At 64.3% G+C, this 25,924-nt stretch carries 24 protein-coding genes; 10 read left to right on the forward strand and 14 right to left on the reverse strand.

Annotated elements, in window-relative coordinates; genetic code table 11:
* The coding region (locus EN955_RS22910) for an AsmA family protein (protein ID WP_127223460.1) at positions 1 to 1,678 on the reverse strand (1,678 nt) is incomplete at its 3' end.
* Positions 1,679 to 1,807: 129 nt separating this feature from the next.
* On the opposite strand from EN955_RS22910, the gene EN955_RS22915 reads away from it, so the two are divergent.
* Positions 1,808 to 2,791, forward strand: coding sequence for a Dyp-type peroxidase (locus tag EN955_RS22915; RefSeq protein ID WP_024501428.1), 984 nt, complete (start codon positions 1,808 to 1,810; stop codon positions 2,789 to 2,791).
* A gap of 41 nt (positions 2,792 to 2,832) precedes the next feature.
* Here the strand turns inward: EN955_RS22915 and EN955_RS22920 are convergent, their stop codons facing one another.
* Both EN955_RS22920 and EN955_RS22925 read right to left on the reverse strand, forming a co-directional pair.
* Entirely contained in the window at positions 2,833 to 3,354 is a 522-nt protein-coding gene (locus EN955_RS22920; RefSeq protein ID WP_013531009.1) for a hypothetical protein, read from the reverse strand.
* A gap of 117 nt (positions 3,355 to 3,471) precedes the next feature.
* Positions 3,472 to 4,884 (reverse strand): FAD-linked oxidase C-terminal domain-containing protein, encoded by a 1,413-nt coding sequence (locus EN955_RS22925; protein ID WP_024501429.1) that lies wholly within the window; start codon positions 4,882 to 4,884, stop codon positions 3,472 to 3,474.
* A 102-nt stretch (positions 4,885 to 4,986) separates the two neighbouring features.
* On the opposite strand from EN955_RS22925, the gene EN955_RS22930 reads away from it, so the two are divergent.
* On the forward strand, positions 4,987 to 5,466 hold the full coding sequence (locus EN955_RS22930) for a thioesterase family protein (protein WP_024501430.1): 480 nt from the start codon (positions 4,987 to 4,989) through the stop codon (positions 5,464 to 5,466).
* Positions 5,467 to 5,701: 235 nt separating this feature from the next.
* Complete coding sequence (locus EN955_RS22935; protein ID WP_013531006.1) at positions 5,702 to 5,899, forward strand: hypothetical protein; 198 nt, start codon at positions 5,702 to 5,704, stop codon at positions 5,897 to 5,899.
* 28 nt (positions 5,900 to 5,927) lie between these two features.
* Here EN955_RS22935 and EN955_RS22940 read toward each other — a convergent pair whose 3' ends face one another.
* A complete protein-coding gene (locus tag EN955_RS22940) occupies positions 5,928 to 6,407 on the reverse strand; it encodes an Lrp/AsnC family transcriptional regulator (RefSeq protein WP_013531005.1) in 480 nt (159 codons plus the stop codon).
* An 89-nt stretch (positions 6,408 to 6,496) separates the two neighbouring features.
* On the opposite strand from EN955_RS22940, the gene EN955_RS22945 reads away from it, so the two are divergent.
* The 3 genes from EN955_RS22945 (at position 6,497) to EN955_RS22955 (ending at position 9,103) form a co-directional block, all read left to right on the forward strand.
* Entirely contained in the window at positions 6,497 to 7,405 is a 909-nt protein-coding gene (locus tag EN955_RS22945; RefSeq protein WP_024501431.1) for a DMT family transporter, read from the forward strand.
* Positions 7,406 to 7,511: 106 nt separating this feature from the next.
* On the forward strand, positions 7,512 to 8,660 hold the full coding sequence (locus EN955_RS22950; protein ID WP_024501432.1) for a histidine kinase dimerization/phosphoacceptor domain -containing protein: 1,149 nt from the start codon (positions 7,512 to 7,514) through the stop codon (positions 8,658 to 8,660).
* Positions 8,657 to 9,103 (forward strand): response regulator, encoded by a 447-nt coding sequence (locus EN955_RS22955; RefSeq protein ID WP_024501433.1) that lies wholly within the window; start codon positions 8,657 to 8,659, stop codon positions 9,101 to 9,103. Before EN955_RS22950 ends, EN955_RS22955 begins: the two co-directional genes overlap by 4 nt.
* A 9-nt stretch (positions 9,104 to 9,112) precedes the next feature.
* Here EN955_RS22955 and EN955_RS22960 read toward each other — a convergent pair whose 3' ends face one another.
* Positions 9,113 to 10,000 carry a dienelactone hydrolase family protein gene (locus EN955_RS22960; RefSeq protein ID WP_024501434.1) on the reverse strand — a complete coding sequence of 296 codons (888 nt, stop codon included), beginning with the start codon at positions 9,998 to 10,000 and terminating at the stop codon, positions 9,113 to 9,115.
* Positions 10,001 to 10,427: 427 nt separating this feature from the next.
* On the opposite strand from EN955_RS22960, the gene EN955_RS22970 reads away from it, so the two are divergent.
* The gene (locus tag EN955_RS22970; RefSeq protein ID WP_013530999.1) at positions 10,428 to 10,862 is read left to right on the forward strand and encodes a hypothetical protein; all 435 of its coding nucleotides are present in this window, start codon (positions 10,428 to 10,430) and stop codon (positions 10,860 to 10,862) included.
* Between the two features lie 138 nt (positions 10,863 to 11,000).
* Here EN955_RS22970 and EN955_RS22975 read toward each other — a convergent pair whose 3' ends face one another.
* Complete coding sequence (locus EN955_RS22975; protein ID WP_024501435.1) at positions 11,001 to 13,316, reverse strand: glucose/quinate/shikimate family membrane-bound PQQ-dependent dehydrogenase; 2,316 nt, start codon at positions 13,314 to 13,316, stop codon at positions 11,001 to 11,003.
* A gap of 194 nt (positions 13,317 to 13,510) precedes the next feature.
* Here EN955_RS22975 and EN955_RS22980 point away from each other — a divergent pair, with 194 nt between their 5' ends.
* Positions 13,511 to 14,341, forward strand: coding sequence for a DUF2059 domain-containing protein (locus EN955_RS22980; RefSeq protein WP_024501436.1), 831 nt, complete (start codon positions 13,511 to 13,513; stop codon positions 14,339 to 14,341).
* Positions 14,342 to 14,432: 91 nt separating this feature from the next.
* Positions 14,433 to 17,033, forward strand: coding sequence for a UvrD-helicase domain-containing protein (locus EN955_RS22985; protein ID WP_024501437.1), 2,601 nt, complete (start codon positions 14,433 to 14,435; stop codon positions 17,031 to 17,033).
* Positions 17,034 to 17,180: 147 nt separating this feature from the next.
* Here the strand turns inward: EN955_RS22985 and EN955_RS22990 are convergent, their stop codons facing one another.
* The 5 genes from EN955_RS22990 to EN955_RS23010 all read right to left on the reverse strand — a co-directional run bounded on the left by EN955_RS22990 (position 17,181) and on the right by EN955_RS23010 (position 22,167).
* Complete coding sequence (locus EN955_RS22990) at positions 17,181 to 18,230, reverse strand: ABC transporter permease (protein ID WP_024501438.1); 1,050 nt, start codon at positions 18,228 to 18,230, stop codon at positions 17,181 to 17,183.
* Positions 18,227 to 19,024: an ATP-binding cassette domain-containing protein gene (locus tag EN955_RS22995; RefSeq protein WP_013530993.1), complete on the reverse strand. Its 798-nt coding sequence runs from the start codon at positions 19,022 to 19,024 to the stop codon at positions 18,227 to 18,229. The genes EN955_RS22990 and EN955_RS22995 overlap by 4 nt, the downstream gene beginning before the upstream one ends.
* Before the next feature lie 89 nt (positions 19,025 to 19,113).
* Entirely contained in the window at positions 19,114 to 20,127 is a 1,014-nt protein-coding gene (locus tag EN955_RS23000) for a substrate-binding domain-containing protein (RefSeq protein ID WP_013530992.1), read from the reverse strand.
* A 103-nt stretch (positions 20,128 to 20,230) separates the two neighbouring features.
* The gene (locus EN955_RS23005) at positions 20,231 to 21,139 is read right to left on the reverse strand and encodes a sugar phosphate isomerase/epimerase (protein ID WP_024501439.1); all 909 of its coding nucleotides are present in this window, start codon (positions 21,137 to 21,139) and stop codon (positions 20,231 to 20,233) included.
* Positions 21,136 to 22,167, reverse strand: a complete 1,032-nt coding sequence (locus EN955_RS23010) for a Gfo/Idh/MocA family oxidoreductase (RefSeq protein ID WP_024501440.1) — start codon at positions 22,165 to 22,167, stop codon at positions 21,136 to 21,138. Before EN955_RS23010 ends, EN955_RS23005 begins: the two co-directional genes overlap by 4 nt.
* Positions 22,168 to 22,363: 196 nt before the next feature.
* Between EN955_RS23010 and EN955_RS23015 the strand changes: the two genes are divergently transcribed.
* Positions 22,364 to 23,389 carry a LacI family DNA-binding transcriptional regulator gene (locus tag EN955_RS23015; protein ID WP_024501441.1) on the forward strand — a complete coding sequence of 342 codons (1,026 nt, stop codon included), beginning with the start codon at positions 22,364 to 22,366 and terminating at the stop codon, positions 23,387 to 23,389.
* A 184-nt stretch (positions 23,390 to 23,573) separates the two neighbouring features.
* On the opposite strand, the gene EN955_RS23020 is transcribed toward EN955_RS23015, so the two are convergent.
* The 3 genes from EN955_RS23020 to EN955_RS23030 form a co-directional block, all read right to left on the reverse strand.
* A complete protein-coding gene (locus EN955_RS23020; RefSeq protein ID WP_013530988.1) occupies positions 23,574 to 23,888 on the reverse strand; it encodes a hypothetical protein in 315 nt (104 codons plus the stop codon).
* 119 nt (positions 23,889 to 24,007) lie between these two features.
* Positions 24,008 to 25,561 carry a trimethylamine methyltransferase family protein gene (locus tag EN955_RS23025; protein ID WP_024501442.1) on the reverse strand — a complete coding sequence of 518 codons (1,554 nt, stop codon included), beginning with the start codon at positions 25,559 to 25,561 and terminating at the stop codon, positions 24,008 to 24,010.
* A 12-nt stretch (positions 25,562 to 25,573) separates the two neighbouring features.
* Positions 25,574 to 25,924: glycine cleavage T C-terminal barrel domain-containing protein (locus EN955_RS23030; RefSeq protein WP_164769901.1), on the reverse strand; the 351-nt coding region annotated here is incomplete at its 5' end.

The raw sequence follows: 25,924 nt of genomic DNA on the forward strand, positions 1-25,924 counted from the left end.
CGCGCAGCCTGAGCGCCGTGTCGACCGTGTCGGCGGTCAACCCGCCGGCGTTGACCGGCCCGGCCTTGATCTGGAAATCGAGGTCGCGGTCGGCAAAGCGATTGGCGCCCTTGTCGCTGACGAAGATCGAGGCGAAGGCCGCCAGCCCGTCGACATCGAGATCACCGCCTTCAAGCCGCATCAGCACCGAGGGCTTGGCATCGTCGGGCTGGCTGGAATCGATGCGGCCGGAAAACTTCGCCTTGCCCAGGATCAGTTCGAGATCGCTGAAGGCCTGGCGCTTCTGCGAGAGGTCGACCTTGGCCTTGAAGCCGGCGGCCGGCAGGCGGCGGATCGCCTCGTCGACATCCTTCGACAGCCAGGCGGCAAAGCCGGAAGGTTGGGCCACGGCCAGCAGCAGCGAGCCGTTGAAGCCGAAATGCCCTTCCAAATTGAGCACCAGCATGCCATCCGCTTCCAGCGTGGTGCGGCCGGGCAAGGTCGCGGCAAGCGATTTCACCGACCAGCCGCCATCGACCGGCTCGGCGGAAAGATGCACGTCGCGCACCGTGGTGTCGCCGACCACCACCGCCGGCAGCTTGACCTCGACAGTGCCGGGGATGGTCGGCTTCGGCATATCGAGCAGCGCTTGCTCGAACGCCGCGATGCGCTGGTCCAGCGTCAGGCCGGCGCCGGCTTCGGCGCCCACCGCCTCGTCGAACTGCACCTGCGCGCCATTGGCCTCGATGGCGAAACTCGGTTTCAGCCCGAGATCGACAGAAGCCTTGCCATCGGCGGTGTAGGGGTTGTCGAGCGGCCCGGTCTCGAAGCGGAATTCGTCGACCCCGAGTTTCTGGTGGTCGAGCGAAAATTTGCCGTTCAGCCGAAAGCCCGGATCGGGCTTACCGGCCGAGACTTTCACCGTCTCGCCATCGGTGCCGCGCAGCTCGGCGCTGTTCTTGTCGGCACCGGAGATCTTGAACTGGCCGGAGTAGACGGCAGCCCCATTGACGATGCCGGCATTGCCGTCGGTCTCGATGACCAGCGGATAGGCGTCCGGATCGGCCTTCAGCCGAAACCGCATCTGTCCTGAGCCTTCGGCCTTGCCGGTGGACGCGGTGACCGCGGTGCGCAACCCGTCCAGCCGCAGCGTGCCGTCCATGCGCCATGGGCCGGCCAGCGACTTGGCCGAGACGGTCGAATTGATCTCGGAAAACAGATGGCTGCGCCCGCCGGCGGCATGGCGAACTTCGATCTGACCCTCCGTCACCGTCAGCTTCTCGATCGAGATCTGGCTGGGGTCGAAGGGCGAGGACGGCCGTATCGCCCAGTCGACAGTGCCGTCATTGGCGATATCGATGGTCGCTTTCGGCCGCACCAGCCGCATGTCGAAGATCAGCACTTCACCGCGCAGGAAGGGCGCCAGTTCCGCGTCCATTGAAAACGTCTCGACCGTCATGGCCGGCTGGCCGTTGGGGCCGCCGGCGACGGCGACATTCGAGAAGGTCACCGAGGGAAACGGCAACAGCCTTGCGGTGGCGTCGCCCTGCACGGTCACCTTACGGCCGAGAATGGCGCTCGCCTCGCGCTCGAAGTCGGTGCGGTAGCCGGTCCAGTCGATAAAATACGGCACCACCAGCGCCGCACACAGCACCAGCACGAACAGGCCACCAAAGATCACGAACAGGCGTGCGAGCATCAGCTCCGAATGGGTTGAATGAAATTCTGCCGCACTCTACCCGCATCCGCGTGTCGATAAAGAGGCAATTCATCCAGTTGCGCGATCTCCGGTGATCTGAAACAAATCCCGGCGAAGCGGAGAAATCGGATGTCGGGCAAGAACTGGGATCGCGTGCCGATCGATGCGCAAAGTGTCGACGCTCCGCTGTCGCTTTCGGCGGTCTTTCTTGTCGTCACCGTCGCCAGTGGGCAGAGCGCGCTCGCCAGGGTTGCGTCGGTGCTCGGCAAACTCGACGACCTGGTCAAAAATGTCGGATTCCGCGACCTTTCCGGGCGGCTGTCGTGCATCGCCGGCATCGGCCGCGATCTCTGGGATCGTCTCTCTCCAGACCGGCGGCCGCTGGAACTGAAACCGTTCGCGCCGATCAAGGGTGCCGTTCATTCGGCGCCTTCGACCGCCGGCGATCTTCTCTTCCACATCCGCTCCGAGCGACCCGATATGTGCTTCGAGTTCGAGCGCATCCTGCTCGACAATCTCGGTGACGGCGTAAGCGTCATCGATGAGGTTTCCGGCTTTCGCTATTTCGATGCGCGCGACCTGCTCGGCTTCGTCGACGGGACCGCCAACCCGACCGGCCTCGATTTGCCCGCCTCTGCGCTCATCGGCGACGAAGACGCCGACTTCGCCGGCGGCAGCTATGTCGTCGTCCAGAAATATCTCCACGACATGCAGGCCTGGGCGCGCATTCCGACGCCCGAGCAGGAAGCGATCATCGGCCGCACCAAGATCGACAACATCGAAATCGACGATGACGATGCGCCGCGCAAATCGCACAAGTCGCTGGCCACCATCGAGGATGCCGCCGGCAACGAGTACGATATTTTGCGCGACAACATGCCGTTCGGCAGGCCGGGGCAGAACGAGTTCGGCACCTACTTCATCGGCTATTCCAGATATCTTTGGGTCACCGAAAAAATGCTGCAGCGCATGTATGTCGGCGAGCCGCCGGGCGCCTACGACCGCCTGCTCGATTTCTCCACGCCGCACACCGGCACGACATTTTTCGCGCCAACCCGCCCCATGCTGCAAGTGCTTGTCGAGGGTGCACAGGCGAAGCCTGCCGCACGGTAGGCAGGCGTCCTCAACGATTTCAGCCCGCGATCACCGCGAATTCAGCGTGCGTCGCGCTTTGCCTGTGCCACCTTGGCCGCCCTGCGCTGCCGGCCGAGTTCCATTGGCCGGACCAGATCCGGCGCCCTCTGGTTCGCCACCGGCCGCATACCCCTGCGCGCGGTGCGCGAGTTGAAGGCGGGGCCGTCCGATGCCGCCCCTTGCTTCATCACCAATGCCTTGCGCGCATTCTCGATCAGCGAAACGCTGGCGGCCAGTTGCCGGCGCCGCTCGGCCTCGCCATTCAGGCGCCGCATGGCCATGGCCAGCACCGCAAGCTTGAGCTGCGACCCGCCATCAGCCTTCGAAGGCGTAGCGCCCTTCGCCGCGCCCTTGCCCCGGATCTCACGCCGGCGGCGGTGTGCTTCGGTCTGCGCCTTGTCGCGCCGCTCCCGCAACAGCTTGACCAGGCCGGCAAGATCGGCGTCGGAGAGCTCCTGCACCGCCGGATGGTGAGACTTCTCCACCAGATCGTGTTCGTCGGCACTCAGCGCGCGCGCTTCTTCCTTGCGTGAAATCGCCATGGCATCCTCCTCCGCTGGCACGCCTGTTGGCTTCAGGCCCTGCTACCGGCCAAGCCTCGGCCCGAATGGTGGCGCGGTCAAGACTGGCCGCCTACGAACCTTGCGTCGGAAAATCGGTTAGTTTCCCGGCAAGATCTTGCCCGGGTTCATGATATCAAGCGGATCGAGCGCCTGCTTGATGGTGCGCATGATGTCGACGCCGTGGCCGAGCTCGTGGCGCAGGAAGCCGATCTTGCCCTGGCCGATGCCGTGCTCGCCGGTGCAGGTGCCGTCCATGGCGATCGCCCGCATGTTAAGCCGTGCGACGAATTTTTCCGACAGCGCGATCTCCTCGGGATCGTTCACATCCATCAGCACAAGCACGTGGAAATTGCCGTCGCCGGCATGGCCGACGATCGGCGCGATCAGGCCCATCTCGGCGATATCGGCCTCGGTTTCCATGACGCATTCGGCAAAGCGCGAGATCGGCACGGAGACATCGGTCGACAGCCCCTTGGCTCCCGGCCGCAGGGTCAGCGACGACCAGTAGGCGTCGTGCCTCGCCTTCCACAATTTGGTGCGCTCCTCGGCGACGCTGGTCCACAGGAACGGCCCGCCGCCATTTTCCTCCGCGATCATGCCGAAGGTTTCGGCCTGTTCGGCAACGCCGGCATCGCTACCATGAAACTCGACGAACAGGCACGGGCTCTCGGGATAGTCGAGCTTGGAATAATTCTTCATCGCCCGCATCTGCAGCGCGTTGACCAGTTCGATGCGCGCCACCGGGATGCCCATCTGGATCGTCGCGATGACCGCGTTGCAGGCCGCCTCGACGCTCGGAAACGGGCAGACGCCGCCCGAAATCGCCTGCGGGATGCCTTGCAGCTTCAAGGTCAGCGACGTGATGATGCCGAGCGTGCCTTCCGAGCCGACCAGCAGCCGCGTCAGATCATAGCCGGCCGAGCTCTTTTTCGCCCGCTTGCCGGTTGTCACCGTTTCGCCGTCGGCCATGACGGCGGTCAGCGACAGCACGTTCTCGCGCATCGTGCCGTAGCGCACCGCGTTGGTGCCGGAGGCCCGCGTTGCGGCCATGCCGCCCAGCGAGGCATTGGCACCGGGATCGATCGGAAAGAACAGGCCGGTGTCGCGCAGATGCCGGTTCAAATCCTCGCGGGTGACGCCGGGTTCGACCGTGCAGTCGAGATCCTGTGGATTGACCGCCAGGATACGGTTCATGCGCGATGTGTCGACCGATATGCCGCCGCCCGGTGCGTTGGTGTGACCCTCCAGCGAGGAGCCGACGCCGAAGGCGATCACCGGCACGCGGTGCGCCGCACAGGCGCGCACGATCTCCTGCACCTCGGCCGTCGTCTCGGGGAACGCAACGCCATCCGGTGCCTGCGTCGGAATGTAGGTGGTGGTATGTGCATGCTGCGAGCGGATCGCCTGGCCGGTCTGAAATCGCTCGCCGAGCTGCTGCTTGAGGATGCCGAGCACCGCAGCGATGCCTTCCTCGTTGCGTTCGACCGGGTTGAGGTCGCTCAGAGCCATGAATTCCTCCGCGAATGGACCAGCGTCCACGCTTGTTATGCGATTATGGATGCGTAGTCTTACCCGCCACGCTCTGTCCAGCACCAGAACAAGGAAGTTTCGATGCCCATCCCCACTCCCTTCGTCTCAAAACACATGGACATCGAGAAGGACTGGATCGACTACAACGGCCATCTCAACATGGCCTATTACAACGTGCTGTTCGACCGCTGCTCGGACGACGCCTTCGAGGCAATGGGCATGGGACCGAACTATGCCAGGGATCGCCGCCTCACCATCTACACCGCCGAAGTCCATGTCTGCTACGTGCAGGAGCTGCATCTCGAGCACAAGGTCACGGTCTCCTTCCAGCTCATCGACCATGACGACAAGCGGCTGCGGGCCTATCAGGAAATCCGCCATGTCGACGGCTGGCTGGCCGCGACTTCCGAATCGCTGTCGCTGCATGTCGACATGTCCGGGCCGAAGGTGGCGCCCTTCCCCGCCGATGTGCTGGCCAGGGTCGAAGACATGCGCGCCGCCCATTCGGCCCTGCCGATGCCGGAACGGGCCGGCCGCTCGATCGGCATCAAACGCAAATAGGGCGATGCCGACACGTCTCGTTTCCGGCTTCAAAGCCACACCGGCGATCTAAAATCGCAGAACCTTGCCGTCGACCGGCGGCGGCGCTTGAAGCGGCGCGGCGCCCTCGTTAACCTTACCAAGGTTTTAACGGGAACAAGCCATTTGAGCCGTTGCGCGACTCAGCGGGCCGGTCGAAAACGATCTGCATCGAGGTAGCGACACGGGCGGCGCGGCGCCGGTTCGAGGAAAGTGCATGAAAACCGACATCAAGGTCGAGGTGGACAGGTTGGCTGCCGATCCGCGCATCACCGACTACGATTTCTGGCGCTCGCTCAAGAACGTCAACAATGAGATCTTCCACATCGCCAACAACAACGAGCCGATCCCGTTCGACATGATCCGCTGGCGCGCCATCCTGAAACAGGCGCGCATGAAGCGCGGCCACGCATAAGGTCCTCGAACGGAACAATCCCCGCAAGTCAAGCCTGGCGCCTCAACGCCGCCAGGGCCGAACGCGCCACCACCGGCGAGGACTGGATGATAGCCGTGTTGGTCATCGCGTAGGGAATGATGCGGTCGATCACCCGCTCGAGGTCGACCACCGACCCGACATGCGCCAGCGCGATGAAACAATCCTCTCCGGTTACGCGGTCGCATTGCACGATCTCCGGCAGTTCGCGGATGATCTCGGCCACGACGGCCAACTGCCCCGGCACTGGCCGGATGCGCAGCCATGCCGACAGCGGCAGGCCGAGTGCCGTCGGGTTGATCCTGACCGAATAGGCCTCGATGACGCCGCTTTCCTGCAGCCGCTTGATGCGCTCAGCCACACTCGGTGCCGACAGGCCCACCGAGCGTGCCAGCTCCGCCGTGCTGGTGCGCGCGTCCTTTTCCAGCAGGCGCAGGATCTTCATGTCGGCGGCATCGAGATCGGCGCTTTCAGTTCGAAGGCGCTTCATGGAAAACTCCTTTATTCCGGGAGAAAGATAGCCGAAAGAGCTAATCATCATCTATATAAATAGGCAAATCTGCCTGCGATACTGATCCGATGGATGATCAAACGCAAGCTCTCGCGGCGACCCCTGCCCCGGGCAACTTCACGCTGGGCAAGCTGACGGAAAAACTGCCGCCGCATGTCTGGTTCGGCGTCAGCGCCGTCTTCCACTATCTCGGGCCGGCCTTCGCCGTGCTGCTTTTCCCGCATGTCGGCGTGCTCGGCATGGCGTGGCTGCGCATCGCCACGGCAGCACTCATCTTCGCACCCCTGACCCGTCCATGGCGAAGCTTCGCACGCGCCGATCGCACGACGCGGCTGCTGTTGCTGGCCTTCGGCGCCTGTCTGGCGGTGATGAACTGTTCGTTCTACCTGGCGCTCGACCGACTGCCGATCTCGCTGGTGGCGGCGATCGAATTCGTCGGCATCATCGGCGTCGCGGCGATCGGCCTCAGGAGCACGCGCAATCTCGCCGCCCTTGCCATCGCCGTCGCCGGCACCTTGCTGCTCATCGATGTCAGATGGTCCGACGATCCCATCGGGCTGTTCTGGGCCATCCTCAACGGGGCGCTGTTTGTCGGTTACATCGTACTCGGCCATCGCGTCGCCGCTTCAGGCGCCGGCAGCGGCATCGCCGGCCTGGGTGCTGCCATGGCGATCGCCTTCATCGTCGTGCTGCCGATCGGCTTCACCGATGCGCTGCCGGCCTTTTTCTCACTGCCGCTGCTGCTCGCCGCCATCGGCGTCGGCATCTGCTCGTCGGTCATTCCTTACATCTGCGACCAGCTCGCCATGTCGCGGCTGCCACGCGCGAGCTTCGCGCTGATGCTGTCGCTGCTGCCGGTCACCGCGACGCTGATCGGCGTCGTCGTGCTGCGCCAGATTCCGAGTTTTATCGATTGCCTCGGCATTGCGCTGGTGGTCGCCGGCGTCGCCTTCCACAAGCCGGCATCGGCCGGCTAACTCCGGAGGCCTGATTCTAGGTACGAACTGCGACAGGAAGGCTCAAGATTGAACCAAATCGGCGTCTGATCCGTTGTCACCCGCGAAAATGGCTTGGAGTGACAGAATGGAATGGAAACGGACCAGGGAGCCTGCCGACGCATGGCACATGACGGACGATCTGCATGTCGAGCACGGCAAGGGCGATCCGTTCGCGGCGGCTATCCGCGCCACCCGCATGTCGATGATCATTACCGATCCCCGACAGCAGGACAATCCTATCGTGTTCGCCAATGACGCTTTCCTGCGACTGACCGGATATGAGCGTCATGAGGTTCTGGGCAGGAACTGCCGCTTCCTGCAGGGACCGAAGACCGACAAGGCCGCTGTCGAACAGATACGCGCGGCGATCGAGGATGAAACCGATGTCAGCGTCGATATCCTGAACTACCGCAAGGACGGCTCGACCTTCTGGAACGCGCTCTACATCAGCCCCGTTTCGAACGACAAAGGCGATTTGCAGTTCTTTTTCGCATCGCAGCTCGACGTCTCGGATCGCAAACAATCGGAGAGTCGCATTAACGCGGACAAGGACCGCTTCGAAAAGGCGGTGAAGGAACGCACCGCGGAACTGGAAGCCGCCCTCGAGGCGCAGACCACCTTGCTGCATGAGGTGGATCACCGGGTGAAAAACAACCTGCAGATGATCTCTTCCCTCATCATTATGCAGCGGCGGACCATACGGGACGAAGCGATCAGGCGTTCGTTGACCACCATGCTGGAGCGCATCGAAGCCCTGAGCACCGTGCATCGGCGGCTTTATCAGTCGAAGGACGTCAGCAAGTTCGATGTGGCGGATTTCGCCAAGGATCTGGTGACAGACCTGCTGACGGCGTCGGGGCGCTCTGAGATCAGTCCGGCTCTCGACCTGGAACCGATCGTCATTTCCGCGGAAAAGGCAACGCCCGTCGCTCTGATGGTCAACGAACTCGTCACCAATGCTCTCAAGCATGCCTTCAAGTCCAAGCCCGACGGAATGTCGGCCGGCCGCCTGGGCATCAAAATGAGCCAGCCCGACGGCCATTTGAATATCGAGGTGTCGGACGACGGCGTCGGCATGGCCGACGCCAACGGCGATGCCTCGTTCGGCATGCGGCTGATCAAATCGCTCGCCCGCCAGTTGCATGCCGAGATCGAATGGCGCGACACCGGCCCCGGCACGAAGGTCGTTATCTCGATCCCGAACGAACCTCAGGAAAAAGGGAATGTGTCATGATTGAGCCGCTCAAGGTCCTGATCATCGAGGACGAAGCGCTGCTGGCAATGGAGCTGGAGAGCCTTGTCGAGGACGCCGGCCACAGCGTCGTCGGCTGGGCGACCTCTTCGACGGAAGCCATGGCCATGGCGGATGCGACCGAAGCCGACATCGTCTTCGTCGACATCCATCTGAGTGACGGGCCGTCCGGCATCGACGTGGCCAAGTACATAGGCGAAAGGAAGAGTTCGACGGTGGTGTTCATGACCGCCAATCCGAAGCGCATCCCCGATCATTTCGCCGGCGCGATCGGCGTCATAGCCAAGCCTTACACGATGAACGGGCTGACGTCGGCGTTGCGGTACCTGCAGGAAGGCGTGCGCCGCCCGCCCCCCGTTTCGGCGCGGCCGGCCGGCTTCACCCTGTCGCCGGCCTTCGAAACCGCCTGGGCGCCGGCGGCATGACAGCTGAAGTCATTTCAGTTTTTCCCGAAGGAAGGCGATCGTTCTGCCCCAGGCGAGGTCAGCCGCCTTCTTGTCGTAGCGCGCCGCCGACGTATCGTTGTTGAAGGCGTGGTTGGCGCCTTCATAAACATAGACCGTGTAGTCGACATGCGCCGCGTCGAGTTCCTTCTTGAAGGCGTCGATGCCGGCATTGATGCGCTCGTCGAGTCCGCCATAGTGCAGCAGCAAGGCCGCCTTGATCTTGGATATATCGGCGGCCTTCGGCTGCATGCCGTAATAGGCAACGCCGGCACTGAGATCGGGCGCGTTGACGGCCAGCATGTTGACCATGCCACCGCCCCAGCAGAAGCCGATAGCGCCGACCTTGCCGTTGCCGTCCTTGTCGCTCTTGAGGAAAGAGACGGTCGCAACACCGTCAGCGATGGTCTGCGCCGGATCGAGCTTGCCGAACATGTCGCGCGCCCTGTCTTCGTCGGTCGGCGTGCCGCCGAGCGGCGACAGAAAATCCGGCGCCAGCGCCACGAAGCCTTCCAGCGCCACGCGCCGCGCCACATCGCGGATATGCGGGTTGAGCCCCCTGTTCTCATGCACGACGATGACGGTACCGAGCTTGCCCGTCTGGTTCGCCGGCTTGACCAGATAGCCCTTCATCTCGCCGCTGCCGCCGGGGTAGCTGATGTCCTCGCCCTTCACGCGCGGATCGTTGTCGGCGACGATTCCTGCTTGCGCCGAATTGGCCGCCAGAAGCGGCGCGATCGCCGCCGCCGCCGCACCTGATCCGGCAAGCCGGGTCAACTGCTCCATGAACCGGCGGCGATCGAGCGTCAGATGCGTGTACTCGTCATAGGCGTCGATCATCGCCTGGGTGATGGTGGGCTTGGCGTCGGGTCTCGTCATGGATGGGCTCCTCTGCTTCGGGCTTCAATTCCCAGCTACATAGGGACCAAGCCGGCATCATCCAGTCGAGCACTCATCGCTGCCGTCGATCGCCTCAGGCGTATGCCGCCGGCCACGTCCGGGCAGCAAAGCCGGTGCCCATGCGCGGCCGTGTCATCACTTTTTAGTCATTGGCGATAAATCCTGCTGGCGCTGCCACAATCGTGAAGGAAGGTGGCTATCTACGGTATCTTGACCGCGTGCCTCAGACCCAGAAGGAAGCCAGACCATGACCATGCCTTCCCCGATCCTCGCCAGCGCGGTCGTCCTTGCGGGGGCCGCCGCTTTGGCCCTACGCTCGATAGTTGTGAATGCAGGCAGACTATCGTTGATCAGGGTCCGCACTGAGCGGAACCGCAACACGAAAACCCAGGGTTGAGGTGACGCCATGAACGTCCAGGACATCGTCAACACCGTTTCGCAGAAGGCGGGCCTCGACCAGGCGACGACGGAGAAAGTCGTCGGCACCATTTTCTCGGTGCTCGAACACGAGGCGGAAGGCACCAGCGCCTCGGCGTTCTTCGCCAAAATCCCCGGCGCCGACGACCTCGCCCATCAATATGACGTCATGGCCGCCGCTCCGGCCGGCGGTGGCGGTTTTCTGTCGTCGTTGCAGGGCGCGCTCGGCGGCGTTCTTGGCGAGAAGGCCGGCGCGCTGATCAACGGCATCGCCGCGCTCAAGGCATCCGGGCTCGACATGGCGCAGATCCAGAAGGCCGGCGCGACGCTGATCCAGCAGGCCGAAGCCGCCGCCGGCCCCGACCTGACCAACAAGGTGCTCGGCTCGGTGCCCAGCCTGAAGGGTCATTTGGGGATTGGCTGATCGACAACGGGCCGATCGGAAGATTTCCCGCCCCTCATCGCCCAGTCGGGCACTTTTCCCCGTCACTATGTGGGGAAAAGATACCGGCACAGATGAGGGGCGGCGCGACCTCTGAAAGATCGCGTTACCCTGTCGCCCCTACTTCGGCAGCGCGTAGGCCATCACATAGTCACCAGGCTTGGTGCCGACCGAACCGTGGCCGCCGGCGACGATGACCACGAACTGGCGGCCGTCGGCGACCGTATAGGTCATCGGCGTCGATTGCCCGCCGGCCGGCAGCCGCGCCTGCCACAGCTGCTTGCCCGATGTCAGGTCGTAGGCGCGCAGGTAGTCGTCGACTGCGGCCCCCAGGAAGGCGACGCCGCCGGCGGTGATCATCGGCCCGCCGATGCCCGGCACGCCGACCTTCAGCGGCAGCGGCAGCGGCGTCATGTCGTAGACGGTGCCGTTGCGGTGCTTGTAGGCGATCTTGCCGGTCCTGAGATCGGCACCGGCGACATAGCCCCAGGGCGGCGCCTGGCAAGGAATGCCGAGCGGCGACAGGAACGGTCCCATCACCACCGCATAGGGCGCGCCCTCGTTGCGGTTCAGCCCCTGTTCGCTGCCCCGCCCTTCGTCCGGCGGCGGCACCTGATCGCGCGGGATCAACTGCGACTTGAACGCCAGATAGGTCGGCATGCCGAACAGCACCTGCCGGACCGGGTCGACGGCGACGCCACCCCAGTTGAAGGTGCCGAAATTGCCGGGGTAGATCAGCGAGCCCTGGACGGAAGGCGGCGTATAGCGACCCTCATAGCGCAGGCCCTGGAATTCGATCCGGCAGGCCAACTGGTCGAACATGGTGAGGCCCCACATGTCGGCGCCGGTCAGCGGCTTCGGCATGAAGGTGAGGTCGGAGACCGGCTGCGTCGGCGATGTGTGGTCGCCTTCGATCGCGCCGCCGGGCGCCGGCACTTCGTTGACCGCGATGACCGGCTCACCGGTGCGGCGGTCGAGCACATACAGATCGCCCTGCTTGGTCGGTCCGACCAGCGCCGGCACCACCGTGCCGTCGGGTTTGGTGATGTCGATCAGGCTCGGCTGCGCCGGTACGTCCATGTCCCAGAGATCGTGGTGCACGGTCTGCCGCACCCATCGCACCTGTCCGGTGTTGAGGTCGAGCGCGGTGATCGACGACGAGAACTTCTCGACATTGGCACTGCGCCCGGCGCCGAGCTGATCCGGCGTCTGGTTGCCGAGCGGCACGTAGAGCAGGCCGAGCTTCTCGTCGGCGCTCGGCGTCGACCACATGTTGGGCGAGTTGGCGGTATAGGTCTGGCCGGCCGGCAACGGCATCGTCTGGTCCGGATTGCCGGAATCCCAGTTCCACACCATCGCGCCGGTGGCAGCGTCGTAGGCGCGGATGACGCCGGACGGCTCCTGTGTCGAATAATTGTCGTTGACCGCGCCGCCGACAATGATCTTGCCGCCTGAGATCAGCGGTGCCGAGGTCGAGTAATAATAGCCCGACTTCGGATAGGGCATGTTGGTCAGAAGGTTCAGCGTGCCGCCCTCGGCGAAAGCCGGACAGACCTGCCCGTTGGCGGCGTCGAGCGCGATCAGCCGCGCGTCCGAGGTCGGCAGGTAGACGCGGGTCGCACAGGGCTGCCCGGCGGCGCCGGCGGCATCGGCGTAATAGGCCACACCGCGGCAGGTCTGGTGCTGGCGGTCCTTGTCAAGCTTGACCTTGGGATCGAAGCGCCATTTCTCCTTGCCGCTCGCGGCATCGATGGCGATGGCGAAATTATGCGGCGTGCAGATGTAGAGCGTGTCGCCGATCTTCAGCGGCGTCACCTGATAGGTGGTCTCGCCGACATCGTCCGGTCCCTTCACGTCGCCGGTCTGGTAGGTCCAGGCAGGCTGCAGCTTGGCGACATTGTCCGATGTGATCTGGTCGAGCGGCGAGTAGCGCTGGCCGAACTGCGTGCGGCCGTAATAATGCCACTCGCCGGCCGGCACATCATTGCCGAGATTGGCGTTGGCGACCACCTTGTCGGTGCCGAGTTCGCCGGCAATGTCCTTCGGATCTGAAGTCATCGAATAACCGGCGACGGCCAGTGATGCCAGCACGGCAAGGATCAGCGGCGCGCGTGCGTCAGGGCCGACAAGACCCCGTCTCGCCCACGGCGTCAGCAGCCACAAAGCGAGAAGCACGATGACGCCGCCGCGAGGCCCGAGTTCCCACCAGTCGAAGCCGGTTTCCCAGACCGCCCAGGCCAGTGTGCCGAGCACGATCGCCGCGTAGAGCCACAGCGCGGTGGACCGGCGCCGGTAGAGCAGCCAGGCGGCGATCAGGAAGGCAAGGCCAGCAACGACATAGTACCAGCTGCCGCCCAGCATCGCCAGGCGGATGCCGCCGCCGCCGAGTGCCAGGCCGATGAGGAAAAGAATGAGGGAGGTGATGGTGACAGCCAAGATGATACTCCTTCGACTGTTGCGCTTTGCCACGCCAAGGACAGCCCGATGTCCCGTTCCTGCCCTGCGCACAGCTTTCTCCTGCCCGCCCCGCCTGTCAAGCTGGCCCACACGCCAAGGTGGCAATTCATCTTGCCTGCGGTCGGGTTATCGAGCAGTCTCCGTCGCAGCATCACCGTGGAGTAGACCGAGTCATGCCCTTCGTCTTTCCGCCATGGATGCGCATTGCCGGCGCGCTGTTCGGCTTCGTCGTGCTTATGGCTGGCAGTCAACCGGCGTCGGCACAAACGCTCGAGGAGATCAACAAGGCAAGCGGCTTCCACGAGATGCTGGCCGGCCTCGGCCCAAGCATAGTCGCCGGCATCAAATCCGTGCCGGGGCCGGAAAAAGTCAAGGAAGCCTTGTCCGCCGCCGCTGAAGGCGCTTTTGACGCTGACAGGATGGAGAAAGCCGTAGAGGCGCGGATGAGGGGCCGGTTGCAGCCCGTCGATCTCACCGATCTGGCTGCTTTCTTCGATTCACCATTGGGCAGGCGGGTCACAGCCCTGGAGATCCAAGCGTCCGATCCGCAAGCCGTGGGGCGCAAGAAGATCGAAGGTCCGAAAATCCTTGGAGGACTTCAGGCGGGAGATCCGACACGGCTCGCGTTGTACCGGAAAATCGTCGACGATACCAGCGCCGTGGACATGGCTGAAGCGATCGCATTGAACATGGGCTATGCGATGGTTTCGGGAATGCTCGCGGCAGCCGGGCAGCCTTTATCGGATCAGCAGATAATGGTGCTGGTGCACAAGCAGGCCGGCAACCTTCGTGAAAAAGCCGAAAAGGGGATCATGGAAGGAAATGCTTTCGCCTATCGTGACTTGTCGCTCGACGATCTCAGGCTTTACGCGGCATTTCTCGCGTCCCCTGCGGGCAGCCATTACTACGACCGGATGCAGACGGCACTCGGCGCCGTGATGACCGATGAGGCGCGTTCGTTAGGGCAGCGATTTTTCGTCGCTCTCGGCTACCGCAAGGCCTGAACAGCCCATACATCCTTGCCGCCAGCACTTTAGCGGAACAAAACGTAGACAGTTCTGGTCTTTCCCCACCGAATCACTACATTCGGGGGCGATGTCCGGCTTTTCCGAAGACATGCCCTTTTTCGACGAACCCAATGCGCGGCCCTCGGCCCCGTCGGGTATCGCCGCGCGCGCCATGGCTGCCCGCAGCGGACACAACAACGCACCCGACTATCTGAAGGGCCTCAACCCGGAGCAGCGGCTAGCTGTTGAAACAACGGAGGGCCCGGTTCTGGTGCTGGCCGGCGCCGGCACCGGCAAGACCCGCGTGCTCACCACCCGCATCGCCCACATCCTCGCCACCGGCAAGGCGTTCCCGTCGCAGATCCTCGCGGTGACCTTCACCAACAAGGCCGCGCGCGAGATGAAGATCCGCATCGGCGTCCTGATCGGCGAAGGCAATGTCGAGGGCATGCCATGGCTCGGCACCTTCCACTCGATTGGAGTGAAGCTGCTTCGCAGACATGCCGAACTCGCCGGTTTGCGCTCCGACTTCACCATCCTCGACACCGACGACGTCGTGCGGCTGATCAAGCAGCTGATCCAGGCCGAAGGTCTGGACGACAAGCGCTGGCCGGCCAAGCAGTTCGCCCAGATGATCGACGGCTGGAAGAACAAGGGGCAAGGCCCCGCCGACATTGCCGAGGGCGACGCGCGCGCCTTCGCCAACGGCAAGGGCCGCGAACTCTACAAGGCCTATCAGGAGCGACTGAAGACGCTGAACGCCTGCGATTTCGGCGACCTTCTGTGCCACCCGATCCGCATCTTCCGCGCCAATCCGGACGTGCTGAAGGAATACCATAAGCGCTTCAAGTACATCCTCGTCGACGAGTACCAGGACACCAACACCGCGCAGTACATGTGGCTGCGGCTGTTGGCGCAAAGGCCTCAAGGCAAGCCGATCTCCCCCCTTGAGGGGGAGATTGGGCGCTCTTCGGCCGAAACCCGCGCCACCGTAAACATCTGCTGCGTCGGCGATGACGACCAATCCATCTATGGCTGGCGCGGCGCCGAGGTCGACAACATCCTGCGTTTCGACAAGGATTTCCCCGGCGCCACCATCATCCGGCTGGAGCGCAACTACCGCTCGACCGCGCACATCCTTGGTGCCGCCTCCCACCTCATCGCCCACAATGAGGGCCGCTTCGGCAAGACGCTGTTCACGGATCGCAACGATCCCGAGGATGGCAAGGTCAATGTCCACGCCGCCTGGGATTCCGAAGAAGAAGCCCGCGCCATCGGTGAGACCATCGAGGCCTATCAGCGCCAGAAGCACAATCTCAACGACATGGCTATTCTTGTCCGTGCATCCTTCCAGATGCGGGCCTTCGAGGATCGCTTCATCACACTCGGCCTGAACTACCGCGTCATCGGTGGCCCGCGCTTCTACGAGCGCCTGGAAATCCGCGATGCCATGGCTTTCTTCCGTGTCGTCGCGCAAGGCGCCGACGACCTCGCTTTCGAACGCATCGTCAATGTGCCCAAGCGCGGCTTGGGCGAAGCCACCATCCGCCAGATCCACGACACCGCCCGTGCGCTGCGCATCCCTATGCTGGAGGCCGCCGCCAAGCTCGCCGAAAGCGACGAGTTGAAGCCGAAGCCGCGCGCCGCCTTGCGCGAAGTGGCGGCCAATTTCGAGCGCTGGCAGAAGGCGCTGGAAACCACGCCGCACACCGAACTCGCCGAGACCATTCTCGAAGAGAGCGGCTACACGGACATGTGGAAGAACGACCGCTCGGTGGAAGCCCCCGGCCGGCTGGAGAACCTGAAAGAGCTGATCCGCTCGATGGAGGAGTACGAATCGCTGCGCTCCTTCCTCGAGCACGTCGCGCTGGTCATGGACGCCGAACAGAATGCCGGGCTCGACGCCGTCTCGATCATGACGCTGCATTCGGCCAAGGGCCTCGAATTCGAGACCGTGTTCCTGCCCGGCTGGGAGGAAGGCCTGTTCCCGCATCAGCGCGCGCTCGACGAAGGCGGCCGCTCCGGGCTGGAGGAAGAGCGCCGCCTCGCCTATGTCGGCCTGACGCGGGCCAAGAAGAACCTGCATATCTGGTTTGTCTCCAACCGCCAGATCCATGGCCTATGGCAGTCGACGATCCCGTCGCGTTTCCTCGAGGAATTGCCGAACGCCCATGTCGAGGTCGCTGAAAGCGGCAACTCCTACGGCGGCTACGGCAATTCCTATGGCGGCGGTTCCTTTGCCTCCGGCCGCGGCGGCCAGGGCGCAGGACGGCAGAACCCCTATGGCGCCTCGCGCTTCGACAATGTCGGCGCCGACAGCGAAAAATCCGGCGCCTTCTCCAACACCTATGCGACGCCGGGCTGGCAGCGCGCGCAGGCCAACCGCACCGAGGCGACCGACCGCAACTGGGGCTCGCGCTCCGGCCACCAGGTCGAGCGCATCGGCTACGGCGAGACGGACAGCGGCTACGGCGCCGGCCGCACCTCGGTCAAGGGCCGCACCATCGACGGCGAACTGGTCGCCAAATCCGTCTCCGACAAGCCGTCCGCCTTCAACGTCGGCGACCGTGTCTTCCACCAGAAATTCGGCAACGGCAACATCTCGGCCATCGAAGGCAACAAGCTGACCATCGACTTCGACAAAGCCGGCCAGAAACGCGTGCTGGACGGGTTTGTCGCCGCGGTGTGAAGATGGCGTTTTCCCCGCGGAAGCCTCACCTTCGTCATCCACGGGCGAAGCAAGGAGGGTAGCGACGCGGCGCAGACCCGTGGATGACGAAGTGATTGATGTCTACGCCAATCGTCAAGGCATGCGGTCCGCCAACGAAACAGCCCCTCACCTATACCGCGCCTGGTTCCACTTATGCCCCAGCAGCGACAGGATGATGATCAGGCCGTTGAAGAACTGAACATAAAAGCCGCTCAATCCTGCCGCCACGACACCGGTCTGGATGAACGACACGGTGACGGCGCCGATAGCGCCACCAACGACGGTGCCGATGCCGCCCCAGGTCGGCGTGCCGCCGACGAACACCGAGGCCAGCACCGGCAGGAGATAGCCGTCGCCGGCGGTCGGCCACCAGGTGAAGTTGATCATCACCGAGAAGGTGCCGGCGATGGCCGCGCCGATGCCGACGAAGACGAAGACTTTCACCCGCACACGCTTGACGTCGATGCCCATCTGCTGGGCGCTGTCTGGATTGTCGCCGACCACCCTCACCTGGGCGCCGAAGCGGTGCCGGTTGTAGAGCATCGCCGACAGCACGACGAAGCCGATGGCCCAGAAGATCTGCACCGGAATGCCCAGGAGCTGGCTGGAGAAGATCGTGTAAGCCCAGCTGTCGCTGAGGCTGGTCAGCGCCATCGACTTGCCCTCGTTGATGATCTGGATCAGGCCGCGCAGCAGGAAATTCATGCCCAGCGTGGCGATCAACGACGACAGCCCGCCATAGACGACCAGCGAGCCTACGAGGAAGCCGAGCAGCATGCCGGTGACGAGTGCCGCGGCGATGCCGAGAAACGGATCGTAACCGGCCTGCACGACCAGCGCGAAGACCCATGAGGCGAAGCCCATCGTTGCCGGAAACGACAGGTCGATCTCGCCGCAGGTGACGACGAAGACCAGCGGCACCACCACGAATAGCGCAACGGGGAGCGTCGTCAGCACCGAACGGTAGAGATACCAGGTGGTGAAAACGGTCGGGTTGGCGATCAGGAACACCGTCATCATGACGATGAACACGGCGAGCGTGCCGAGCGCGGCACGGTTGTCGAGGATGAAGCCGCGCATCCAGTGATCGGATGGGTGTTTCCACTCTTTCTGGGCACTGGGGCGTGGAATGCCGGCGGACGGCTCGTGCAGGTCGGGCTCCATGGTCTTGCTCATCGTGCTCTCTGCTCCGCGTCGCCGGCATCGTGCAGCCCGGCCAATCCGCCGGGATGCGCGACCTCTTCCATGAAGTTGATGAGATCTTCGGCCGACTTGACCTCGCTGCGGTCGGTCGTCAGTGCAACCTTGCCGCGGTCCAGCACCACGAAGCGGTCGGCGATGTCGAAGACATGATGGATGTTGTGGCCGATGAACAGGATCGAGCGGCCGCTCGCCCGCACCTGGCGCACGAAATGGAATACCTTGGCGGTCTCGGTCAGCGACAGCGCCGTCGTCGGTTCGTCGAGGACGATCAGCTCGGCCTGCTTGTAGATGGCGCGGGCGATCGCCACGCCCTGGCGTTCGCCGCCCGAAAGCTGGCCGACGATCGACTGCGGCGTGAACACTTTCGAGGTGAAGCCGATCTCGCGCATCAGCCGGCTTGCCTCCTCGATCTCCTTGTTGACCCTGAGAAAGCCCATGAAGCCGGTCAGCTCGCGGCCCATGAAGATGTTGCGAACGATGGTCTGCTGCACGGCCAGCGCCCGGTCCTGGAACACCGTCTCGATGCCGGCCTCGCGCGAACGCGCCGCGCTCCACCCGGTCACCGGCTTGCCACGCACGAGGATTTCGCCGCTGGTCGGCTTGACCACGCCCGAGAGGATCTTGATCAGCGTCGACTTGCCGGCGCCATTGTCGCCGAGCAGGCCGACGACCTCGCCGCGGTCGACGCTGAGATTGACCCCGCCCAGTGCATAGACCTGGCCATAGGACTTGCTGATGTCGCGCAGTTCGATGAGGCGTTCGGCCATCGGATGCTCGCTTTCATTGTCTCGTGCCGGCGTCGTCGCCAGCGGTCCCGCCGGCCGGGGCCTGAGATCCCGGCCGGCGGCTTGGGAGGTCAGCGCAGCGCCTGCTTGGCGAGCTCGGCGACGATCTCGTAATTTTCGGGCGTGACGAAGCCGGCGCCGGTGTCGACATTCATCGGCGCCAGCCCCAGCACAACCTGCTGGCAGAGGCTGAGGATCGGCAGATAGCCCTGCAGGAACGGCTGCTGGTCGGCGGTCAATTGCACCCAGCCACCCTTGAAGCCCTCGACGATCTGCGGGCTGGTGTCGAAGCCGAAATTGAAGATCTCGCCCGCCTTGCGTCCGGCCGCCTGCATATAGGTCGAGACATTGCCGAGCATCTGCCCGCCGGGATAGCCGACCGCCTTGACGTCGGGATTGTTGAGCAGCGCCGCGGTGATCACCGGAATGGCCAGATTGGGATCGGACGCCCATTCGCCGCTCGGCGGTGAGGACAACTGGATGACCTCGACGCCGGCTTCCTTGAGCGCCGCCACCGTGCCACGTTCGCGCGCGCCGCGACTTTCGTTTTCGAACGGACCGATCATGATCGCCTTGTCGCCGGCCTTCAGCTTGCCCAGTTTGAACGCCTCGGCGCCGAGCGCGCGGCCCTGCTGTTCCTGCTGGGCGCCGACATAGCCGCCGCCGAACGCTTCCACCACCTTCGGCACAGGCACGTTCTGGTACATCATCTTGATGCCATCCTTGTGCGCCTGTTCGGCGAGCGGCATGATTGATGCGTCGCCCGGATGGCCCATCATGGCGATGCCGTTGGGCTTGACCGCGACGGCCTCGCGCAGTTGCTGCACCATCTTTTCGATGTCCCACTGGGAGAAGATGTAGTCGACCTTCGGCCCCAGATCGGCCTCTGCCTGCTTGGCGCCATTGTAGACGATGGTGCCGAAAGCGTCGCCCTCGGCGCCGCCGACGAAGAAACGGATGTGGACGTCCTTGCACCATTTGGCGTCGAGCGCCTGCGCGGGCAAGGTGGAGATCGCAGCGGCAAGCACCGTGGCGGCGGCCACGACGGTCGAGCGCAGAACTGTCCTTCTCATCGTCATGCTCATGCACTTATCCTCCCTTTTTGTCCTCGCAAGCGAGGGGTTTCGACATTCGCTTCGGCAATGTGCGTTGCAGACATCCCGGCCGGCTCCTCCCGCCGGCCGATCCTCACATCGGGTTCGGCAGGTAGCTGGCCCCTCCCCGGCATTGTTTGAGATATTCCAGCGCCCGCACCTGGCCGGTGATCTCGAGGTCGCCGCGATAGACCGGGTCGTGCCAACCTTCGATATCGATGGCCCCCTTGTAGCCGGCCAGCCGCAATTCGCTGATCACCCGAGTCCAGTCGCTGTCGCCGAAGCCCGGCGTTCGCATCTGCACGAAGGGCAGCCGGCCGAACACGCCATGCTCGCGGATGACATCCCAGCGCACCGTCGCGTCCTTGCCGTGGACGTGGAAGATGCGCGGCGCCCATTTGCGGATCTGCGGCATCGGATCGATCAGATAGATGAGCTGGTGGCAGGGCTCCCATTCCAGTCCGAGATTGTCGTCCGGCACTTCGTTGAACATCAGCTCCCAGGCGTCCGGATTGTGGGCGATGTTCCAGTCCCCGGCGGCCCAGTTGCCGTCCATCGCGCAGTTCTCGAAGGCGATGCGCACGCCCTTGTCGGCGGCGCGTCTGGCCAGCGGTCCCCAGACCTCCTTGAAGCGCGGCAAGCTGTCGGTCAGCTTCTTGCCGCGCAGGCGGCCGGTGAAGCCGCTGACCATCGAGGTGCCGAACAGATGCGCATTGTCGATGACCGTCTCCCAGGCCTTGAGCACGCCGCGATCGACCTCGCCGTCTTCCAGCGGATTGCCGAACACGCCGAGCGAGGACACGGTGACGTCGGCATCACCGATCGCCTCGCGGATCAGGCCGGCCAGCCGCGGCAAATCCTTGCCGCAAAGCGTCTGCCAGAAGAAGGGCTGGATGCTCTCGAAGCCGAGCGGCAGGATCTGTTTGATGTAAGCCGCCGGGTCGTCGAGATTGGCCCGCACCATGGTGCCGATCCGGATGTCGAGAAGCGGGTTCGGCGTCATTGTGCTTCCTCTGCGATTGTCACGCGGCGGCCGGTCTCGGCGCTTTCGATGGCGCCAAAAACCATGGCCAGGCTCTTGATGTTGTCGCCGCCGCGCGTTTCCGGCTCGGTGCCGGTCTCGATGGCGTGCATGAAATCCTGGAGAATGCCGAGATGGCCGCCGACGCGATCGGACGCATCGAGCGGCGGCACCTCGATCGGCTGGGTTTTGTCGAATATTCCCTCGCGGCCCGGCATCACTGCTTCTGCCCTCAAATCGTCATGACCGTCCCAGATGAGGCTGCCGCGCTCGGCAACGATGCGCCATGCACTTTCCCAACTGGTGCGGAAGCCGGCCGCGCACCAGCTGCCGGCGTAGGTGAAGACCTTGCCGTCGCCGAGATCGAAGACGGCGCTGGCCGAAGATCCCTGCCTGTACCAGGAACTGGCCGGCTCCCATTCCTGGCAATAGACGCCGGCCGGCTCGCCATTCACCATGTAGCGAGCGGCGTCGAAGGTGTGGATCGCCATGTCGAGCAGCAGCACATGGGCCATCTCCTCGCGAAAACCGCCGAAATGCGGCGCGACGAAGAAGTCAGCGTGGATGCTGGTCGGCGCACCGATGGCGCCGGAGTCCAGGAACCTCCGGATGCGCCTGACATTGGCGACATAGCGGCGGTTCTGCACGACCGCATGGATGCGCCCGGCGCGGCGCGCGGCCTCGACGATGGCGCGCGCATTTTCCGGACTGTCGGCGAGCGGCTTTTCCGTCAGCAGATGGCAATTGTGCGCAAAGGCGGACAGCGCGACCGCGCGCCGGGCGGCGGGAACCACGACATCGAACACCGCTTGCGGTTTGATCTGATCGAGGACGGCGTCGAGATTGCTGCCGATGACGGCATTGGTGAGGCCGTATTCTTGCGCCCTCGCCCGTGCCCTGTCGGCATCGAGATCCACAAGGCCGACAATGGCGAGCCCGTCGACTTGCTGCGCGGCATCGAGCCAGGCCTTGCTCATCGCTCCGCAACCGACCAGGACGGCATTGATCATCCGGCGCTCCTCCTCCGCTCGGTCCCTCCAGACCGATCGTCACGGCATCCACGGCATGACCGTAAACGTTTTTCCGTAAACGTTTACGAGAACACACCCGAAGGCGTAGAATGTCAATTGGCCGCTCGTGAAAATCGTCCTGTCGCCTTGGCCTGAGCGGCTACCGGTGCTAGCCAAGCAAGGGGAGTACAGTCACTTGGCATCCAGCATTCATGACCTTGCCCGTCACCTGAACATTTCGATCGGCACGGTGTCGCGGGCGCTGAACGGCCGCGCCGACGTCAATGCCGACACGCGCCAGCGCGTGCTCGAGGCGGCCAGGACGCTCAACTATTCGCCGAACCAGTCCGGCCGCAGTCTGCGGCAAGGCGCCACCCATTCGATCGCCTTCATGCTGCAGCCGCATCCGGGCGACCAGCAATATGGCGAGCCGTTCTTCATTCCGTTCCTGATCGGGCTGCAGGCCAGGCTTGCGGAAAGCGGGCTCGACCTGACCGTGGTCATGGGCGCGCCGGGCGACTACCAGCAGGAGCGCCTGCGCCGCGTCGTCGAGACGCGCCGCGCCGATGCGGTGCTGCTGGCCTGGACGCGGCGCGAGGACGAACGCATCGACTATCTCACCCAGGCCGGCTTTCCCTTCGCCACGCTCGGCCGCAGCCGCTCCGGAACCAAGTCCTACCCTTCCCTCGACCTCGATTTCGAGAAGGCCGGCGCCGACGCGGTCGACCGCCTCGTGGCGCGCGGCCACCGCCGCATCGCCGCCGTCCGCCCGTCGCTCGACCTCAATTTCGGCTATCTGTTTTTGGCCGGCTATCGCAAGGCCTTGCGGCGGCACGGCATCGAGGTCGACCCCGAGCTGATCGCGTCCGGCTTCATCAACGAGGCCGGCGGCTACGGGGTGACGCCGCAGGTGATGCGCTCCAAGGCTCCGCCGACCGCCATCATCTTCAACAATGACGCGATGGCGCTGGGCGGCTGCAAGGCGCTGGCAGAGATGGGTATCAGGCCGGGTCACGACATGGCAGTGACCGTCATCGTCGACACGCCGCTCTGCCGCTATTTCTCGCCAGCCCTGACCGCCTTCCGCCCGGCGCTGGAGCCGATGGGACAACGGCTCGCGGAAATGCTGCTGGCGTCGCTTCCCGCCTTCGCCGGCCCGGAGGGTCCGCGGATCATCCGCGAGGTCTGGCCGCTGGAACTGGTCGCGCGCGACAGCGATTAATCGCAGCAGCAGGACCTGGCGAATTTGTCAAACGCTGAGCCAGGGTGTGTTGAGATTCAGGTCAGGCCGAGCCGAAAATGATGGCTTTTGAGAACCGGAGCGGAGCGGACATTCGGGTCCGTGAGCACCGGAAGCGCAGAAAGTCGTCGTTTGCAGGCCGGCCTCACCTGAATATCGACATACCCTAGTCCACCTTCTTCTCGCCTCGCTCCCCGGCCTTGACGATGTCGCCCGTGGTGAACAGGATTTCCTTCAGTTCCGCGCGCCAGTCCTTCTTCTGGCGCAGCAGGAATTCGAGATCCATGCCGAAATGCTTGAACTCCTCGCCCTGCGCGTTCTTCATGATGGCGCGCGCCTGCGGGTCCTTCTCCACCGACATGCGCTGTTCGTACCAGCTGATCGCTTCCGCCTCCTCGATCAGCGAGGTGATCATGCGGGCAAAGGTCCGCACCTCCTGCGACAGTTCTTCAGGCGGTTCGTGATACTGGTCGAAACCCATGTCGTCCTCCCCTCAAACAGCACACCGGTGCGCAGTGCACCGGCCGCAGCCTTGAATGCGCGGGAGGCGCTATAGGTTCCGGATCACGCCACAACCAGGGCGATCAGCGGGAGCCAGCCTCAAGACACCGGCGCCGCTCCGCCCTCTGCCGTGCGCCGCGCGATGAACTCGTCCAGCACGCCTGATGTGGCGACGGCCGAGGTCGGCGGCGCGAAATCGGCAAGCACCCGCCTCCAGACACCGGTGGCGCGCTCGCTCGCCGTCTTCGAGCCGCTTTGCGTCCAGTTGCCGAAATTCGACCAGTCCGCCACCAGCGGCTCGTAGAAAGCGGTGCGGTAGCGGGCCATGGTGTGGCCGGCCGAGAAGAAATGCCCGCCCGGCTGCACCTCGGCGATAGCTTCGAAACCAATCGTGTCGGTGTCGCCGGGCGTCGCAGCACAAAGTTCAGCCACCGTCTGCAGCGCCTCGATATCGGTGATCAGTTTCTCGAAAGAGACACTGAGGCCGCCCTCCAGCCAGCCGGCAGCATGGATGCACATCGTCGCCCCGGCCAGCACCGAGCCCCACAGCGCGAACTGCGTCTCGTGCGCGGCCTGCGCGTCGGAGGTGTTGGCCGCACTGCCGCCGCCGGACCGCCAAGGCAGCCCGGTGAAGCGCGCCAGTTGGCCGGCGCCCAGCGTCGCCTTGACGTGCTCGGGCGTGCCGAAGGCGGGCGCGCCGGATTTCATGTCGACATTGGAGGAGAACGAGCCGTAGACGACCGGCGCACCCGGCCTCACGATCTGCGCCAGCGTCAGCCCGGCCAGCGCTTCGGCATGCTGCAGCGTCAGCGCGCCGGCGACCGTTATCGGCGCCATGGCGCCCGCCAGGCAGAACGGCGTGATGACGGAGACCTGGCCCGCGCGAGCGAAATCGATGATGCCTTGCGCCATCGGAATGTCGAGCTGACGCGGCGAGTTGGTGTTGATGACGGTGTAGCAATGCGCGCTTGCCAGAAACTCCTCTTCCGACAAGCCGCGCGCCAGCCGCAGCATCTCGAACCCGTCCTCGACTTGCGGCGTTCCGCGCGCGAAGACGAACGGGAGCTTGTCCGACAGCGTCAACTGCGCGCGGTTGACGGCATAGTGCCGAAAGCGGTTGTCGACATCCTGCGGTTCGATGCAGGGCCCCAGCATATGCAGCACATCGAAATGCTGCACCAGCCGCATCAGATCCTCGAAATCCGCCAGTGTTCCCGGCCGCCGGCCGCGCTCGAGATCGGTGACGTTCGGCGCCCCGCACCCGGCCAGGAAGGTCATCGAGCCGAGCTCCAGCGTCAGATCGCGGGCGCGCGAACCGGCGTAAGCGTGGATCGACTTCGGCGCCGAGGCGAGTGCCGCCGTCACCATGTCACGGCCGATGCGCACCATGTCGGTGTCTGGATCGACCAGGGCGCCGGCATTGGCAAAATGCTCATGCGCTTGCGGCAGCAGCACCTTGATGCCGAGCTCTTCCAGCACCCGCAGCGCCGTGTCGTGGATCGACGCCACCTGGTCGTCCGAAAAGATCGGCTGCGGCAGGAACGGGTTCTTCAGCGAATGGTAATTGGGACGGCGGCTGCTTTCGCTGCCGGCCTCGCCCGTGCGTCCACGCCGGCGCTCGCGCCTGCCGTCCCGTGCCGCGTCATCGACCATCGGAAATCCTCCTCATTGCCGCATTGCCTTGCCCAGGGGATCGTAGGGCGAGGCCGCGACGACACGCGCCGGCCGTTCCTCACCCACGACATGCACGGAGAGCGCGGTGCCCTCGCCCGCGAAATCGCGGTCGACCAGAGCCAGCGCCAGGCTCTTGCCGACCGTATAGCCGTAGCCGCCCGAGGTGACGAAGCCGACGCGTCGGCCCTGATGCCAGACAGGCTCAAAACCGCTGGCATCGGCGTCGAGCGCAACGATTTCCAGCGTCACCAGGCATTGGCCGCTGCCGGCCTCCCGCTGTTTCAACGCTGCTTCGCGGCCGATGAAGTCGCTCTTGCCGAAAGCGATGAAGCGGTCGAGACC

The sequence above is a fragment of the Mesorhizobium sp. M7A.F.Ca.CA.001.04.2.1 genome (genome assembly GCF_003998485.1).
Lineage (GTDB): Bacteria > Pseudomonadota > Alphaproteobacteria > Rhizobiales > Rhizobiaceae > Mesorhizobium > Mesorhizobium ciceri.